Genomic DNA, 15,210 nt, shown 5'->3' with positions numbered 1-15,210 from the left:
GGAACGCGGTGGGCAGGACGGTCCGAGCCACAGAGCGGTCTCGAACCTCGCTTTGAGCCGAAAAAAACATCGTCTCAAAGTCGCCATTTTCCAAGCAACCCACTTGGAAAATCCCACGGCTGAGCTCAAATTGGGCTCACTCACGGCTACATAAATTATTGTCAATCACTTGAGGGGAGCCTTGCCATTTGGCAAATATACACGCACCTCGAACAACTAACACTAGCAGCACGCAACTATGTCGGTACCGTTTCGTCCACCACAGAACCAACCGAAAAGGCAACTGCCGGTGCAAGCTTTACCGCAAAATGTAAGGCATCTTGAGTTGATCGAAAAGCTCTTTAACTGTCATATCGTAAAGCTTGGTGAAGTAATCCGGCGTGTCATCCTTAGGCGCTGGTGATGGCAGAACGAAGCCGTTTTGCTCGTCTGTCCGGTTGAAACCCACGTACGCCCGGCGCTGTGTGGTCTTTTCGTGCATGTCGGAGTGGTACAGTTCAAACACTTGCTTAACTTTCAAGCCAAGCTGGCGTTTAGACATCACACTCGTTAAAGTGGTGAATTCCGTGTTGTGCAGACCTGGTAAGTTCCAGGCTTCCAACTGTTCGTCAAAGGCCTTGAACAACTTCACCACGTTCCGCCGAAGTGTAAATGGTGAATCCACGGGCTTGGCCGTAATCACCGCATACAGTTTCTTAGCGGCCGCTAAACTAATCGGGTAGTTCTTTTCAAAGTCAGCCATGACCTTCTCATCGTCTTGGCCAAAGAAGACCAACGCGTCCAGCAAGGTCAGTGTCCGCAACGTCATTTCATCATCGACGGGATCTGGTTCGGGCTTGATGGTTGCTTTGACCCCGGCCAGGTAGAGATCCTTGATTTCAGGCGTGATCAGCCCGTGCTTTTGTTGCTCACTGACCACGACAAAGTGACTCACGATATCGTAGAGCTCCGTGCCCATGATCATCAGTTGTTCATCCAACTTGGGTTGCCCCGTGGTCAATGAGAAGAAGACCTGTGGAAAACCGGAAAGGATCATCAACAAATGTAGTAATTCGTGCGAAGCCGTATAGTTTGGTGCCGTCAAATCCGCGACCTGAATGGCGATGTCCTTACCCATTTGCATCTGTTGGGCTTGGTCATGCCGCACGTAGCCGGCTTGAAGTTCACCAATGAATTGGACTTCGACTTTACCGGGATAAATGGCGTTGACCTGGTTCAAAAGTCCCTGGACCGCCTCGTTAAGTTGCACGTCTTTTGCTTTCATGTCATCTGTCACCTATTTCTTTAAATTTGCCTCACGAACGGCCGCCAGGGCTGCTTTCGCCTGGGCCGTCGTTGGTTGCGTCTCACCGCTGAGTCGGCCAACCACCGCCGGAACTTCTCCCGGTGTGGCACCGACGGACAGCGCGAGTGATTTTAATTGTAATCGCATGTGGCCGTGCTGAATGCCGTCTGTCACCAGTGCACGCAGCGCCGCTAAATTTTGCGCCAAGCCTACCGCCGCCGTTACCCCCATCAGGTCACGTGCAGACGTAATCTGGGCAATCTGTTGGTTGATGACGACCAGTGGAAAGACTCGGGTCGCCCCGCCCACAAAACCGAGCGCGAGCGGCAGGGTCAGCTCACCATGGAGCGTTTCCCCCGTCAACCACCAGTGACTCAAGCTCTGATAGCTCCCGTGCCGACTCGCATAGGCATGCGCACCGCTTTCCACGGCCCGCCAATCATTGCCCATCGCGAGTACCACGGCATCGACGCCGTTCATAATGCCCTTATTGTGGGTTACGGCCCGATACGGATCGTGTTCGGCAAAGTCGCTGGCATCACAGATGCGTTGTGCGACCGTCAAACCATCCACCGTTTTGGTGGCCAATTGGTCAACTGGCACCGCAACATCGGCGGTAACCAAACTGTGCGTGGCGTAATTACTTAAGATACTCATCAGGACGTTAACCGTCAGATGTTCCTTCAAATAATTGGCGACCGCCTCACAAATGGTATTGACCAGATTAGCCCCCATGGCCTCGCCGACATCGATGAACAAATCCAGCGACATCCAGTGCGGCGGAATGCAGCGAATCCGCAGTGACCGCGCACCGCCACCATGTCCCAGTAAAGAGGGATGCACTTCATTGGCGACCTTCAGGATTTCATCCTGATGCGCCGTCAACCACGCCTTGACGCCCGTGCGATCAGGAACGTGACTCAACACGATTTGGCCCATGACTTCCCGTCGCTCAACGGTCGTCGTAATGCCCTGCGCACTGGTTAACAGTCGGCCACCGTTACTGGCAGCGGCAATCACGGAAGGTTCTTCCGTGACCATCGGCACCGCAATGGTTTGGCCATTAACCTGAAGATTGACGGCCACCCCTTCAGGGAGACCGTAAGTCGTCAGGTAATTTTCAATCAAATCAGCATCGGCATCCCGTTGTCTGGCGGCAATTTTAGCCAATTGCTGTACCGTTAAATGACTCTGCTGAGCCAACAAGTCGCGCCGGTCCCCATAGGGCAGCCGGTAAAATGGTGTTTGGGCCATAAGACATTCCCCCTAGCGTTGACTGAGATATTCGGAAATAATGCCTTCGCGGACCCCACTCTCGGAGAAAACGACCCGATCGGAGTCCAACATCTGTAGAAGCGTTACCAATGGTAACATCCCACCAATAATAATATCGGCGCGGTCTAGTTCCAGGCCGGAGATACGTTTACGCTCGGCCAACGGTACCCGTAGCAGGCGCTCGAAGGTCTTCATGACTTGTTCGGTGGTTAGCCGATAACCGTGGATATTCTCCACGTGTAGAATCTTCTGCTGTTGCCGGTTCATCCGTGCCAGCGTACGGTTGGCCCCGCCCAGTAGAACTAAGGGTAAATGCTTAGCATCATTTAGCCACCAAATATCGCGGAGGCGCTCACGCAAAAAGACTTGCGCGGAGAATAGGTCAACCGCACGAACCCGGTCATCTAGCCTGAACTGTTCAGACAGGTTAACGGCGCCAAACGGCACACTGATCAGGTTGGCATCGCGGCCATCCTTGACGTGAACCAATTCACAGCTCGCACCACCGGTATCGAGCAGAAGACAATCCTTCACTTTCAGTCGATTCACCGCACCCAGATAGTCGTAATACGCCTCCTGGTCACCCGAAAGGACCTCCAGATCAATGTCCGTTGCCAAGGCCACCCGTTTTAAAAATTCATCGCGGTTACGGGCCTGGCGCACGGCCGCCGTCGCAATGCCTCGCACCACGAGATTAGGCAACTGCTCGTAGTACGGTCGAAACGATTTGAGGGCATTGATGGTCCGATCCATCGCCTTCGGTTGGAGAATCTTCTCAGGGCCCATGCCCTCCGATAGACGGCTGTCAACCTTGACACGATTGACCTCACGGTAGGTGCCGTCATCATGGAGTTCATTGACGGCCATCCGCACCGAATTCGATCCCAGATCAACAATGGCTAAGTTTTGCATAGATGCTCCCCCGTTTCAGTTTATCCGAAGTAGTCGATCCCGATGGCGTGCCGAACTTCACGTAACGTTTGGGCAGCCACCTGATTGGCTTTCTCACTACCTTGCTTTAAGATATCGTAAACGGCATCCTCGTTGGCAGCGTACTGTTCGCGACGTTCGCGAATCGGTTGGAGCTTGGCCTGAAGGACTTCGTTCAAATACCGCTTAATTTTAACATCACCGAGCCCACCATGCTGGTATTGTGCTTTCAATTCTGCAACGTGGTCTGTATCATCGGCGAAAATATCAAGGTAAGTGAAGACGGTATTGCCTTCAATGTGGCCTGGATCTTCAATGTGAATGTGTTCTGGATCGGTGTACATCGACATAACTTTCTTCTGAACATCATCGGCGCTATCGCCCAAGTAGATGGCGTTGTCCAGGGACTTGCTCATCTTAGCGTTGCCATCGAGGCCTGGAATCCGGCCTTGTCCCTTAGGTGGGAAGTAGCCTTCTGGTTCCACCAAAATTTCTTGTTGATAGATGCTGTTAAAGCTCCGCACAATCTCACGGGTCTGTTCGAGCATCGGTTCCTGGTCTTCACCCACGGGCACCGTGTCCGCCTTAAATGCCGTAATGTCGGCCGCTTGACTAACTGGATAAATGAAGAAACCAGCGGGCACACTTTCACCAAAGGCCTTCTGTTTGATTTCTGACTTAACCGTTGGGTTCCGGTTCAAACGTGAAACGCTGACCAGATTTAGGTAAGCCATGGTAAGTTCGTTGAGTGCCGGAATCTGGGATTGCACCAGAATCGTTGACTTAGCGGGATCGATTCCCACGGCTAAGTAATCCAACGCTACTTGTAACAGGCTGTGGCGAATCTTTTCGGGATCACGGGCATTGTCGGTCAGCGCTTGCATGTCAGCGATCATGATGTAGGTGTCATAATCTCCCGTGTTTTGCAGGGCAACGCGGTTCTTCAGTGAACCCACGTAATGTCCAATGTGTAATTTACCAGTTGGTCGGTCACCTGTTAATATAACGTGCTTTTTAGTCATTAATGTTCTTCCTTTCTGAAAAAGCGCCCCATTGGAGCAAAACTCCAATAGGACGCTAACTGCGCGGTACCACCTAAATTGTGATCACTATGACCACCACTTTTGTCGTTAACGGGACCCCGCGATAATTGATTATCGATTGATTGTTTGTACGCGACCCATTTGGGCACCGAAACCGTTTCAGCACGGGCAGTTTCTCTCTGATATTGGCCTACTTTAATCGCATATCCATGTCCCTATTTTAGAGGTTTTCAATGGGAAAGTAAACTGTCTTGTTGAACAAAGATTTTTATGATAACCCCTACGCCGGCCCGGACTTTTTCGGCCTGGCACTGTCCGGTATTTTGCTATCACATCTGACCCAGATTAAGGTCCTCCCAGCTCGCTCCAAATGCAGGCCATGCCTGTTCTAACGTCAAATAGTGGGCTCAAAACTGGCAACCCGGTGTTTCGCCTTCGCCTTACCGGTCGGCAGATATGGGACTGGAACGGTCGTGATTAGTTGAACTCCGAAAGGTCAGGCAGTCGTCGCTTACAGCTATTTTCGTGGTAAAACACACTCAGCGCCGGAGGCGGCCAGGGATGGAGCCAGCCGTGAAAGTGGTGTTAACTGGCGTTTTTCAGCCAGTTTACAGCACGGGCGACTTTGGAGACAGGTGTTCTTCGTGGCGCCAAATCGAGCGAGAAGACTGGCGGTTCTCCAGGCTGAAGCGTCCCCACAGCAGGCGGAATCCCTGGCAGCCGGAGTGCGCCCAATTTAGACAAATTTAATGGCACGAATACTAGCCAGCATTCAACTTTCAGTCCCCACATTATCGGCCACTTTGATTGACACCAGGGCTAAAAATGACTAGACTTGTTAAGCAATTTAGCCTATCCAAAGGAGGCGGTCATTTTGACCACCAGCGAACAAGCACAGGAACAACAGCGCGTTGACCGCGTGGCTGACCAGATTGGCGAGCGGATCGAGAAGACCACTGCCGACTATACCGCTGCGCATCAGGAATTGCGCAACGTGTTGAAGAATTACAGTGAAAACACATCCGTCAACTGGTTCGAAGTCGATGACCGAATCGAAACCAGTGCCGAACTCCAACAGCAACGGGCATTGGTCTCCCGGCTAACTGAAAATCAAAACATTATTCAAGATCAAATCAATACCTTCAAAGAATTGCAAAAATCTCCCTATTTCGGGCGGATTGATATTCAGGACCCGGACGAAACGACACCGGAATCCCTCTATATTGGGACGGCCTCATTCGTAGACGAAGACCAGAACTTCCTGGTCTACGACTGGCGGGCCCCCATTTCTAGTATCTATTACAACGGGGTCCTGGGCAAGGTGGCCTACAGCACACCAGCCGGCGATCAAGAAACGGATCTGCTTAAGAAACGCCAATTTCTCATTCAAAATGGGCACATTGAAAACATGTTCGATACCAATGAAACCGTGGGGGACGAGATGCTCCAGCACGCCCTGGGCGAACAGAACGATGCGACCATGCAAAATATCGTGGCCACCATTCAGCGGGAGCAAAACGATATCATTCGTGATACCAAGAGTGATCTGCTCGTGGTCCAAGGGGTGGCTGGTTCTGGTAAGACCTCGGCGATTCTCCAACGGATTGCCTTTCTCCTCTACCACAGTCGCCGCGACCTTGAGGCCGATCAGATTGTCCTCTTCTCGCCCAACCGGCTATTCAGTCACTACATCAGCGATGTTCTCCCCAGCCTGGGGGAACGGAACATGCGGCAGGTGACGCTCGCGGAATTTCTCACGCAACGGTTCCAAGGTCTTAACGTTCAAACTCAATTTGAACGCTACGAGGCTGATCAACAGCAGCCCGTGAACCACCAACTCCGCGACTTTCGTGAAAGTGCCGCCATGATGACGGCCGTTCGCAACTACTGTCAAAATTGTTCCGCCGATGCACTGAAATTCACCGACATTCGGTTTGACGGGCGGATCTTCTTCAGTAAGGAAGAGATTCGTGATATTTACGCGCAATTCCCGACTGCGGCCGCACCCGCCGACCGTTTTCTACGGACCAAGAATGCCCTCGAAAAGCGCTTGAAACACCGGGTCGCCGAGGAAGCCCAGGCCGACTGGGTTCACGACGAAATCGACCAGCTTAACGATGAAGACTACCATAAATGGTTAGGGGCCAACCACCTGGGTGAGTTTGAACAACTCGATGACGAGATTGACTTCATCGCCCGCCAGATTGTGCGTAAACGCCTGCGCTCGGTAGATGACGCCATTTACAACGGTTACTTTCTGGACACCTACAGCCAGTACACGGACTTCCTCAAGAGCTGTCCTCTACCCGACAACGTCACGGCCACGGACTGGCAAGGCGTTATCGACACCTACCAGCACGACATTGAGTTCCATCGGCTGGCATTAACGGACGCGGCGCCCCTGCTTTACCTGCGGGACATCTTAATTGGGGGCGGTGCGAACCACCGGATGCAACACCTCTTCGTTGACGAAATGCAGGACTACTCGATGGCACAGCTCATCTACCTCCAACACGCCTTTCCACGCGCCAAGCTGACCCTGCTGGGCGACAGCGAACAGGCCCTCTTCAAGGCAGTGGAGTCACCAGAATCTATTTTGAAGAAATTAGATGCCGCCTTGAACGTCAAGCGCTCTCGGTTGATTACGTTGCGGCGCTCGTACCGCTCCACGTACCCGATTACCACGTTTGCCAAGGCGCTCCTTCCCGACGGCGACAAAATTGAGGCCTTTAACCGACCGGGCGATCTCCCCCGCGTGGTGATCCGTTACGACGAGACTTCGGCAATCAAGGCCCTCGCCAGTGAGCTGACAACGGAACTCGCCACAAACGGGACCGTGGCGATTCTCACCAAGAGCTCGGCCGAGGCCAAGCACGTCTATCAGGCGCTCCACGCCCAATTCGATCTGACCCGCCTGACTGATACCGACCGCTCCTTGCCTAAGGGCATCGTGGTGCTTCCGATTTATCTGGCCAAGGGGTTGGAATTTGATAGCGTCATTGCGTACAACGTTTCGGCGGAAAACTACCCGAACACGCAGTTGACGGGAACCCTCTATACGATTGCATCACGGGCCATGCACCACCTGACCCTGCTCAGCATCGGGGCCGTCTCGCCACTGATCGCGTCGGAAAAGATTCCCCAGGCGGACTTGACGATTGAACACGAATTTCAAAGCTAAGTTGACTTTGACTCCATAAATAAAATGAAACGGCATCGCCCCAGATAACGGGGTGATGCCGTTTTTATTACCCCCACAACCGACCGTTTCGGTTCAGCCCCAACACTTAACGAAGTCACTAGTTTTGATTGTGATATTCCTTTCCTATGGCTTACTCTGGTCACCACAACAAACTGCGACCGGGAGTGAACGCCATGCTATTACCCAAGTATTTTCAAACCAAGTTAACGGATTTTAAATTTGCCAACGGTTTCCTCCTCATTTTGTGCTGGTTGGCGCAAGTTCTTCGGGTATCGTTCGGCTCCATTCAACCCCTACGTACCCTGCGAACCCTGATCTTGTTTTCGGTGGCCGATGTGGTGGTGCTTTACATTCCCCGACGACTCACTCCCCACCTTGAAGCGGTTAAAGTGCGTCAAATCGCGCTCGATTTGAACGTCCTATTCAGTCTCTACGTGCTCATTCTTCTGTTTGCCCCTCAGGCACTAGACACGGCCTACCTCGATAATTCACAGGCTGGGTTAGGAATCCTGTTCTCCTTGCTAGGCGTCCCGATGCCCTACATTCGCCCCAACGGCGCCTATGGCATTCGCTTACCCTGGACGAAGAACTCCACTGAGATCTGGGAAAAGACCAATATCTTAGGCGCTCGATTACTTCTGATTATTGGCATTGTGAGCCTCCTAGTTGGCGCCTTTCAGGCAAAGTGGTTCCTGATGTCTCTGATCATTGGCGTCATCGTCCTCTCTGGTGCGACGATCGCCTACGCACACCATTTGGCACAGCCGTGAGTTAGGGACAGTCACCTTTCAGGAATCGCCGCAGCAAACAAATTGCCTTTATACGCATTAGGGCGTATTATCAAAACAATCAGGAGGCCATCTTGAAAATTATAGCGAAAGATATTCTTGATCGACTCGCCAAAGAAGGCTTTGTTGAAACACGTGTTAAGGGTGATCATCATCGCTTTGAAGATGGTCATGGGCACAAGGTGTCCGTCCCTTATGCCCGCGTTAAAGACACCATTAGCCCCACAACCTATCGCTTTATCAAATTACAGGCTGGTTGGAAATAACCCCCTTAACTCATCCTAACCCACGAGGTGAAAGCATGTCTAAAACTAAAATTGTTGTTTATCCTGCTGTGTTCATTCAGGATATCGAAACCCAGACCTTTACCATCATTTTCCCTGACATTCCCAGTGCCATCAGTCAAGCCGACACGCTCGGCGATGCCCTGGTCAACGCCGAAGAAGTCCTCGGTCTAATGCTCTACGACGAAGCAGCGTTGCCAACGCCTTCTTCAGCGGAAAAGGTTCAGCAGGCTTATCCCCACGATCGGGTTCAGTTGGTCGCGGTCGATTTAATTAAGGCAGCCAAAACGGTGACCAAGCCCCTCGTCAAGAAGAACACGACCATTCCAGCCGACCTCGCGCGTGAAGCCAGCGAACGGGGCATTAACTTTAGTGCCGTATTAACCCAGGCGCTCAAACGTGAGTTAGAAAAAGCCTAGAGCCAACCACAATTTTCCTAAAAAAATCCCACGACACCCGTTCCGGACTTCATGTCCGTATGCGTTGTCATGGGATTTCTTCGTGTGCACTATTTCAGATTAGCCGGCGTCTTCATCACAGGGAATGTGGCTTTCCGCCCATAGTTGGCGTACCCCTTGTAGAAGTGCAGCTTTTTCTTTTGCAATTTAATCTTGTAGGTCATGCGCTGACCGTCGAACTGAACGCGGCTGCCCTTCGGCGAATACTGAATACCGGATAGCCGATAAACGCCGTGGCCTAAAGCCTGATACCGTAACTTCTTCAGGCCATATCCGGGTAAGCGGTAATAGCGTTTGCTGGCTGCGTCAAGGCCAAAGAGATTCCCCGTGCTCTTGGTCTTGCTGTATGTAATATAAGCCTTGTTATCACCCTTGCCATTATGGAACCAGGTGTGCCGTAAGGCCTTGGGCGTCCCACTGTGCCAAGTGGCAGCTTGGGCCGACGTGAGATCGGTCGCCGCTAATCCTAGGGATAGGGCCGCCAGTCCGATTAAAAAGTATGGTTTTGCCATGGATGTCTCCTCCTCTAAATGCCGATGTTCCAATAAGTCTATTTGACCATACGCGCCCTCTTCGCAGAAAGCAAGCTGATTTTGGGTTATCCCGACGTCTTTGGGACGCACGGTAAGACAGTAAATCCTACTCCGTCGTTGCCACCGCAGCCGCCTTGGGCATGCGTTTTAACGTCTGCTTCAACAGTAACGGGGCCAGCACCGTGGCCAAAACGATCACCAGAATCATGGCCGAGTAGCTGGCGTTTCCCAACAGCCCGGCTTGATGGCCAATCTGGGCGGTAATCAGGCCCATCTCACCACGGGCAATCATCCCCGTGCCAATCACGCTACTGCTAGTCCAGGAGAAGCCGCACAGACGCGCGCCCAGTCCGCAGCCCAGCAACTTGGTTAGGCAAGCCAGAATCGTCAGAATCACGATGATCCCGACGTTTTCCGCCATGTGGTTAAGCGTCATATTTAGCCCGACACTGACGAAAAAGACGGGGATAAAGATGGCATTCCCCAGTGGCTCCACGTGATCGGCCAGCACCGCCCGATACGGGGTGTGGGCCACGGCGATTCCCGCAAAGAAGGCGCCGATTGCCCCACTCAGCCCCACGATATCGGCTAACCAGGCCATGCCTAGGCAGATGACCATCGACATGATGGTCACGCTGGAAGCCATGACTAGGCGCTCACTCAGGTGCATCAGGTAAGGCGCCACCCACTTGACGAGGATGTAAGTCCCCCCGAAGAAGGCCACTTGCTCAATCAATACCACGGCCAGGTTGGGCTGACTGCCGGCGGCTTTGATGCCCTGACTCGCTAGCAGGCTGATCATCAGGGACAATAGCACCACGCCCATGATGTCGTCGGCCACTGCCGCCCCGAGGATGGTCGCCCCCTCGCGCGTGGATAGCGCGTGAAATTCCTTTAGCACCGCCACGGAGATCGACACCGACGTTGCTGAAAAAATCACGCCAATAAACAGGGATTCCAGGGCACTGAAACCCCACCACCAAGACGCGGCCCCCATCAAGGCAATCGGAAAGATCACGCCCAAAGTGGCCACAACAATCGCCGGTCGCAGGTACTTCATGAGAAGCTCAAGATTACTCTCCAACCCCCCCAGAAACATCAGAATAACCACCCCAATATCGGCAAACAGATTCACCAGACTATTGAGCTGAACCCAGTTCAACAGTGCCGGACCAATCAAAATCCCAATCAGTAGCTCACCAATCACGGCGGGGACCCCAACTCGGTTAGCAAAGTTGCCGGCCAGCGTGGTCAGCACCAAAATTAAACACAGTGTTCCTAAAAATGCCACGCTCATCCCTCCTCATTAAAATTTAATTATGCTCTATCATACGCCACTTACCGGCAACACAAAAGGTGGAATTAACGGGATTTCGTGTTTAAACGCCCCCGCTAAATTTATTTTCCCGAGCGAAAGGCCGATCCACCACCAATAAATATCACCTATGTTAATCAATTGGCCTAAACTTGGTACTATGCCATAACAATTAGTGTTACAATTTGACTACGCTTACAAAAATCAAGCCAAGTGACCAGCCTGGCTTGCTAACTTAACGAACGTAAATCTAAAATCGAAGTGAGATGCTTCAGATGAAACATTCCTACCGGCCACCGCGGCACAAGATCCACATTAGCCGGCTGATTAAGCTTGTCCGCAATCACCACTTTTTGACTGGCCTGCTGATTTTCTTCCTTGTCTTGACCAGCTTCTTAACGGTACAGGCCCACCGCAACCGCGCCACGCTAGACAAGGCCGACACCACGCACCCGGCCACCGCCAAACAGGTTGCGCAGCAACAGCGCCACGTCAAACACAACCTTCATCACTATTTTAAGAAGATCACAGCCGATGGCACCACGAGTGTCAGCTTTTACAATCTCGACCCGGTCGCGGGGAGTCCCGCAGCGAAGTCCAAGATGGCCCGCCACTTTTACAAGTCGGGTGCCCTCGCCACATCAGCGAACGCCCACACCCCGGAGGTCTCCGCCAGCACCTACAAGCTCTACATTGCGGCCTATCTCTTCCATCAGCATGCGGCCGGACTTTATACCTGGACGCCAACCGATGAGGACGGCTTCCACCGCATGATCGTCAACAGTGCCAATGATTTTTCCGAGGACACGCTGGATACATATGGCCCCGTCGCCTTAGATGACTTCTTAGCGAGTCAGCACTACTATTCACCGGCGTTTGTCAGCGGTGAGACCGCCGTCACAACGGCTCATAGTCTGACGCTGGTGTTAAAGGATCTCGCTAACCAACAGGGGCCTTTCCGTCACGCGAAGGATCAGCAAAAATTACTGGCCCTCATGAAACAGCAGGTCTACCGCACGGGAATTCCGGCCGGCGCCACAGCCGCTCAGAAGGGAACCGTGGTGGCCGACAAGGTGGGGTTCCTGGCTGACACCAATAACGATGCCGCCATCGTCACCTTGCCCAACGGCGAGCGCTACATTCTGGTCATCATGACCCACGGCCACGAGCAGAGTGGCTTCAGCGGCTTCCCGCGGATGGCTAAGATCACCACCCACGTGCAAAAACTCGTCTACAATCCGGCGATTGTGAAGGGGCTCAACAAATAACTAAACGGAATGAGTCTGGGGTGAAAATTCCTGGGCTCCTTTTTCGTTTCCAATCTGCGCCAAGGCTGAGCGCCGCTGACTTTCCAATCAACCAGGGTTCAGAACCCATTTAACTGATTCTCAAATAAAAAACGTTCGTCAAAGACCAACCGATCTGTCGGACTCTGACGAACGTTTTTTTATTACGGCTTATGTTGTCGATAACGCCGTTGATAAACCCACCGATTGTGGGCCCCGATACTGACAAACGTGAACACCACCGCAATGGCGAGGGTCCAGCCAAACACCCCTTGGGGACGATTGTACGCAAAGATCGGTGCCAATTGTAACAGCTGATGATGCGCGTAAGCTCCCGCAAAGATCACAATGGCTACGATCCAGGCAATCAGCGTGATGCCATACCAAAAATAACGTCTCACATTTCCCCCTCTTTCCCCGATTCCACCATCTAGGATACGCTTACGCTAAGCTTCTCACAACCACCACCAAAGTTGGTCAAGACCGGAACACCACGGACCGTCACCGCCTGCGTGTCGAAACTGAGTTGGTCTTCCCCGCGTCAGCAGACGCACCGTTCGTCAGGTCATCGTCCCAGCTAATCGTTCCAGTTGAACGACGCCTTGCTTAGGCCCTATGATCGATCCCAACAACGATCACATGCTTTTTTCGGGAGGAATTTACCATGAAAGACAGTCCTTACATGTGCTGGGTCAAGCACCTCTTTCGCGTACACCAAGACCTAACGCCAGAACAGTCGCAAGAAGCCAACCAGGTAGGTGCCAACGCGTTCACCTCTCTCTATTTCTACGTGCTCATTTCCAGCTTTATTTTTGCAGGCTTGTCTTCATGGGTTTCCAGCGCGCAACTTTTTAGAATCGCCATCATGGCCAACTTCGTGGTCGCCTTCATCGTTTTGGGCGGGCTCTACGTTAAGCAATCCCTGGTTCTCATGGGCGTGAAGGATTTGCGCGAGGTTCCCACGACTAACCGCGGTATCGTCTTATTTGCCATTCGACAGGGGCTGAGTCAGACGGTCTTCTTCTGGGTGTTCATGGTCTTCGTCCAAATCACCGATGGCTCCCTTATTGAAGCCGTTGAGAACCGCCGCATTCTACTGGCTGCCCTGTTTGTGGGGATCGCCACCGGCGCCGTCACGCTGGCTACCGACCTACGCCATCGCAACTGACGCTAGCCTTGCCACTCGTCGCGCAAGCACCCGTACTTCACCGAATCCCAATATTGCCCCTGCCAGTAGCGTACCTGACGCACCCGCGCCTCCTGCTTCAATCCCAGGCTTTCGGCCAATCGACACATGCGGACGTTCCCCGACCAGGTTGTCAGGCCAATGTGGGGTAAATCCGTGTGCTGCCACAGCCAGTCGATCCACAACGTCAGGGCTTGTTTCCCCAGCCCCCGTTGCCAGTTGGTTGGCTGATAAATGACAATGCCAAAGTCTAACCACCGCTGTAGCGCCCCATCCTCGTAATCGTAAGACACGATGCCAACCATCCGATCGCCCTCCCAAATCACCTGGCGCGAGGAATTGCCAATAAATTTTTGTGGCGCGATCTCGGTCAAAAAAGTCTCGCGATCAGGAAGTCGGTCGTGAAAATAGGGGCCGTTCCACTGAAGCCACTGTGCCTTGGGATCACTGAAGGCTAATTGCCAAAAGGCTGGGGCATTCTCCGTAGTTAACGGCGCTAACGTTACGGTCACATTGACCATCTCCTTAAGTTTTACCCAGTATACCAGGGTTCAGCAACTAATCATATTCTCATTATCAGCATAATGAATTTCGATGATTTTTATCATCACTAACGGTTGGCGTTTCCTTGATCACACACCGGTAAAAGTTGTATTGATTAACTATAAAAAAAACGATATAATTTCATTGATAGATGATTTTCTAATGGCAATTTAATTATTGACGCTATTTTTTATCACCTATCACTATTTTACCAGGGAAGAAGTCGGGGAAAGTGACTAAACTATTGCATCCCACACTGCAGGGATTATTTCGAATTGGACTCTTTGATTTTTACGCGTTGTTAGCCGTTGGCGTTTGCACCATTGTCAAGGTGCCAGACCAGGTGCTGACCATTCTTTGGTCACTACTGGCCATAATTTTCATGGTCTCGGCCTTGGTGACGCTGAGCGGCATCTGCTTGGCAAAACTGTACCGCGAATTCGAGGCAATTTCGATCTTTGTCTTACAGGCAGGGTTAGCCGCGCTTATGCTAGCCGCAATCTTATAAGTGGTTACTATTGAACCGATGGCGTCCGCCAGATTACGGACCCCATCGGTTTTATTTCGGAAATTTATCCAAGTAGTTAATAAATTAATGACTAATCAGCATCACGATTCTTGTCTCGGAATAAACACCGCTCTACAATAGCCCCAAGTTCATACCTTAGGGGGGAGTCGCCATGACCAAAAGCTTAAAGTTCGGGCTCAACACGATCATTGTTCTCGGCTATCTGGGAATTGCGATCGGTTATTTTCTTTTTTTGACACCGCTAATATTCATCATTCATGCCGTTCACAATAACACCGCTCAGACTATTTTAAACAGTCAAACTTTCCTGTCACTTCCCAGTCAGCATCAGGTCACGGCAACGGCCATCAACAGTTTTCCCAATTGGCCCTATGCCATGATCATGTCCATTGGCATTATCATCACCGTCTGGTCGCTCATCATTGGATTAAAGGCACTCACCAAAATTCTTGACCACATTTCCGATCAGAACTATCTCTCGCAAGCTAACCTGGGTGAACTAAAGGTTGAAAGTACGAAAATAGCCCTCAGCCCTTATCACGAAAGGCCTGAG

Annotated in this window: 15 protein-coding genes and 1 pseudogene; 8 read left to right on the top strand and 8 right to left on the bottom strand. The window is 52.0% G+C overall.

The genetic code is table 11. From position 1 onward, the window contains the following. Positions 1-298: 298 nt before the first annotated feature. From FD28_RS03580 to trpS, 4 genes are read right to left on the bottom strand one after another with little or no spacing between them, the layout of a single operon-like run. On the bottom strand, positions 299-1,264 hold the full coding sequence (locus FD28_RS03580; protein WP_057732673.1) for a hypothetical protein: 966 nt from the start codon (positions 1,262-1,264) through the stop codon (positions 299-301). A gap of 12 nt (positions 1,265-1,276) precedes the next feature. Continuing rightward, complete coding sequence (locus FD28_RS03575) at positions 1,277-2,539, bottom strand: hydroxymethylglutaryl-CoA reductase, degradative (protein WP_057732672.1); 1,263 nt, start codon at positions 2,537-2,539, stop codon at positions 1,277-1,279. Between the two features lie 12 nt (positions 2,540-2,551). Beyond that, positions 2,552-3,472 carry a Ppx/GppA family phosphatase gene (locus FD28_RS03570; RefSeq protein ID WP_057732670.1) on the bottom strand — a complete coding sequence of 307 codons (921 nt, stop codon included), beginning with the start codon at positions 3,470-3,472 and terminating at the stop codon, positions 2,552-2,554. Between the two features lie 20 nt (positions 3,473-3,492). After that, the gene (gene trpS / locus FD28_RS03565; protein ID WP_057732668.1) at positions 3,493-4,512 is read right to left on the bottom strand and encodes a tryptophan--tRNA ligase; all 1,020 of its coding nucleotides are present in this window, start codon (positions 4,510-4,512) and stop codon (positions 3,493-3,495) included. 895 nt (positions 4,513-5,407) lie between these two features. Here trpS and helD point away from each other — a divergent pair. From helD to FD28_RS03545, 4 genes are all read left to right on the top strand, one after another. Next, entirely contained in the window at positions 5,408-7,714 is a 2,307-nt protein-coding gene (helD, locus tag FD28_RS03560) for an RNA polymerase recycling motor HelD (RefSeq protein ID WP_057732666.1), read from the top strand. 194 nt (positions 7,715-7,908) lie between these two features. Beyond that, the gene (locus tag FD28_RS03555; protein ID WP_057732663.1) at positions 7,909-8,505 is read left to right on the top strand and encodes an SdpI family protein; all 597 of its coding nucleotides are present in this window, start codon (positions 7,909-7,911) and stop codon (positions 8,503-8,505) included. A gap of 92 nt (positions 8,506-8,597) precedes the next feature. Next, on the top strand, positions 8,598-8,789 hold the full coding sequence (locus FD28_RS03550) for a type II toxin-antitoxin system HicA family toxin (RefSeq protein ID WP_057732661.1): 192 nt from the start codon (positions 8,598-8,600) through the stop codon (positions 8,787-8,789). 35 nt (positions 8,790-8,824) lie between these two features. Next, a complete protein-coding gene (locus tag FD28_RS03545; RefSeq protein ID WP_057732659.1) occupies positions 8,825-9,226 on the top strand; it encodes a type II toxin-antitoxin system HicB family antitoxin in 402 nt (133 codons plus the stop codon). 89 nt (positions 9,227-9,315) lie between these two features. Here the strand turns inward: FD28_RS03545 and FD28_RS03540 are convergent, their stop codons facing one another. Both FD28_RS03540 and FD28_RS03535 read right to left on the bottom strand, forming a co-directional pair. Beyond that, on the bottom strand, positions 9,316-9,777 hold the full coding sequence (locus FD28_RS03540; RefSeq protein ID WP_057732657.1) for a hypothetical protein: 462 nt from the start codon (positions 9,775-9,777) through the stop codon (positions 9,316-9,318). Positions 9,778-9,904: 127 nt separating this feature from the next. Beyond that, on the bottom strand, positions 9,905-11,089 hold the full coding sequence (locus tag FD28_RS03535) for a cation:proton antiporter (protein WP_057732655.1): 1,185 nt from the start codon (positions 11,087-11,089) through the stop codon (positions 9,905-9,907). 299 nt (positions 11,090-11,388) lie between these two features. On the opposite strand from FD28_RS03535, the gene FD28_RS03530 reads away from it, so the two are divergent. Then, the gene (locus FD28_RS03530; protein WP_057732652.1) at positions 11,389-12,381 is read left to right on the top strand and encodes a serine hydrolase; all 993 of its coding nucleotides are present in this window, start codon (positions 11,389-11,391) and stop codon (positions 12,379-12,381) included. Between the two features lie 182 nt (positions 12,382-12,563). Here the strand turns inward: FD28_RS03530 and FD28_RS03525 are convergent, their stop codons facing one another. Next, complete coding sequence (locus FD28_RS03525; protein WP_057732649.1) at positions 12,564-12,800, bottom strand: hypothetical protein; 237 nt, start codon at positions 12,798-12,800, stop codon at positions 12,564-12,566. A 263-nt stretch (positions 12,801-13,063) separates the two neighbouring features. Between FD28_RS03525 and FD28_RS03520 the strand changes: the two genes are divergently transcribed. Continuing rightward, entirely contained in the window at positions 13,064-13,567 is a 504-nt protein-coding gene (locus FD28_RS03520; RefSeq protein WP_057732648.1) for a DUF3278 domain-containing protein, read from the top strand. Positions 13,568-13,569: 2 nt separating this feature from the next. On the opposite strand, the gene FD28_RS03515 is transcribed toward FD28_RS03520, so the two are convergent. Further along, the gene (locus tag FD28_RS03515; RefSeq protein WP_057732645.1) at positions 13,570-14,097 is read right to left on the bottom strand and encodes a GNAT family N-acetyltransferase; all 528 of its coding nucleotides are present in this window, start codon (positions 14,095-14,097) and stop codon (positions 13,570-13,572) included. Between the two features lie 263 nt (positions 14,098-14,360). Here FD28_RS03515 and FD28_RS03510 point away from each other — a divergent pair, with 263 nt between their 5' ends. Together FD28_RS03510 and FD28_RS03505 are read left to right on the top strand one after the other, a co-directional pair. Continuing rightward, positions 14,361-14,636 carry a hypothetical protein gene (locus FD28_RS03510; RefSeq protein WP_057732643.1) on the top strand — a complete coding sequence of 92 codons (276 nt, stop codon included), beginning with the start codon at positions 14,361-14,363 and terminating at the stop codon, positions 14,634-14,636. Between the two features lie 172 nt (positions 14,637-14,808). Then, positions 14,809-15,210, top strand: a pseudogene (locus tag FD28_RS03505) (hypothetical protein); the annotation flags it as partial.

Origin of the sequence: Levilactobacillus hammesii DSM 16381 (genome assembly GCF_001434395.1) — a bacterium.
Lineage (GTDB): Bacteria > Bacillota > Bacilli > Lactobacillales > Lactobacillaceae > Levilactobacillus > Levilactobacillus hammesii.
Note: the sequence above shows the minus strand (reverse complement) of the source record. Positions and strands in the feature narration are given on the sequence as shown.

Coding starts and splice junctions, on each gene's coding strand:
- FD28_RS03540 (WP_057732657.1), bottom strand. CDS start 9,777: ATGGCAAAACCATACTTTTTAATCGGACTGGCGGCCCTATCCCTAGGA.
- FD28_RS03520 (WP_057732648.1), top strand. CDS start 13,064: ATGAAAGACAGTCCTTACATGTGCTGGGTCAAGCACCTCTTTCGCGTA.
- trpS (WP_057732668.1), bottom strand. CDS start 4,512: ATGACTAAAAAGCACGTTATATTAACAGGTGACCGACCAACTGGTAAA.
- FD28_RS03530 (WP_057732652.1), top strand. CDS start 11,389: ATGAAACATTCCTACCGGCCACCGCGGCACAAGATCCACATTAGCCGG.
- FD28_RS03580 (WP_057732673.1), bottom strand. CDS start 1,264: ATGAAAGCAAAAGACGTGCAACTTAACGAGGCGGTCCAGGGACTTTTG.
- FD28_RS03575 (WP_057732672.1), bottom strand. CDS start 2,539: ATGGCCCAAACACCATTTTACCGGCTGCCCTATGGGGACCGGCGCGAC.
- FD28_RS03545 (WP_057732659.1), top strand. CDS start 8,825: ATGTCTAAAACTAAAATTGTTGTTTATCCTGCTGTGTTCATTCAGGAT.
- FD28_RS03570 (WP_057732670.1), bottom strand. CDS start 3,472: ATGCAAAACTTAGCCATTGTTGATCTGGGATCGAATTCGGTGCGGATG.
- FD28_RS03555 (WP_057732663.1), top strand. CDS start 7,909: ATGCTATTACCCAAGTATTTTCAAACCAAGTTAACGGATTTTAAATTT.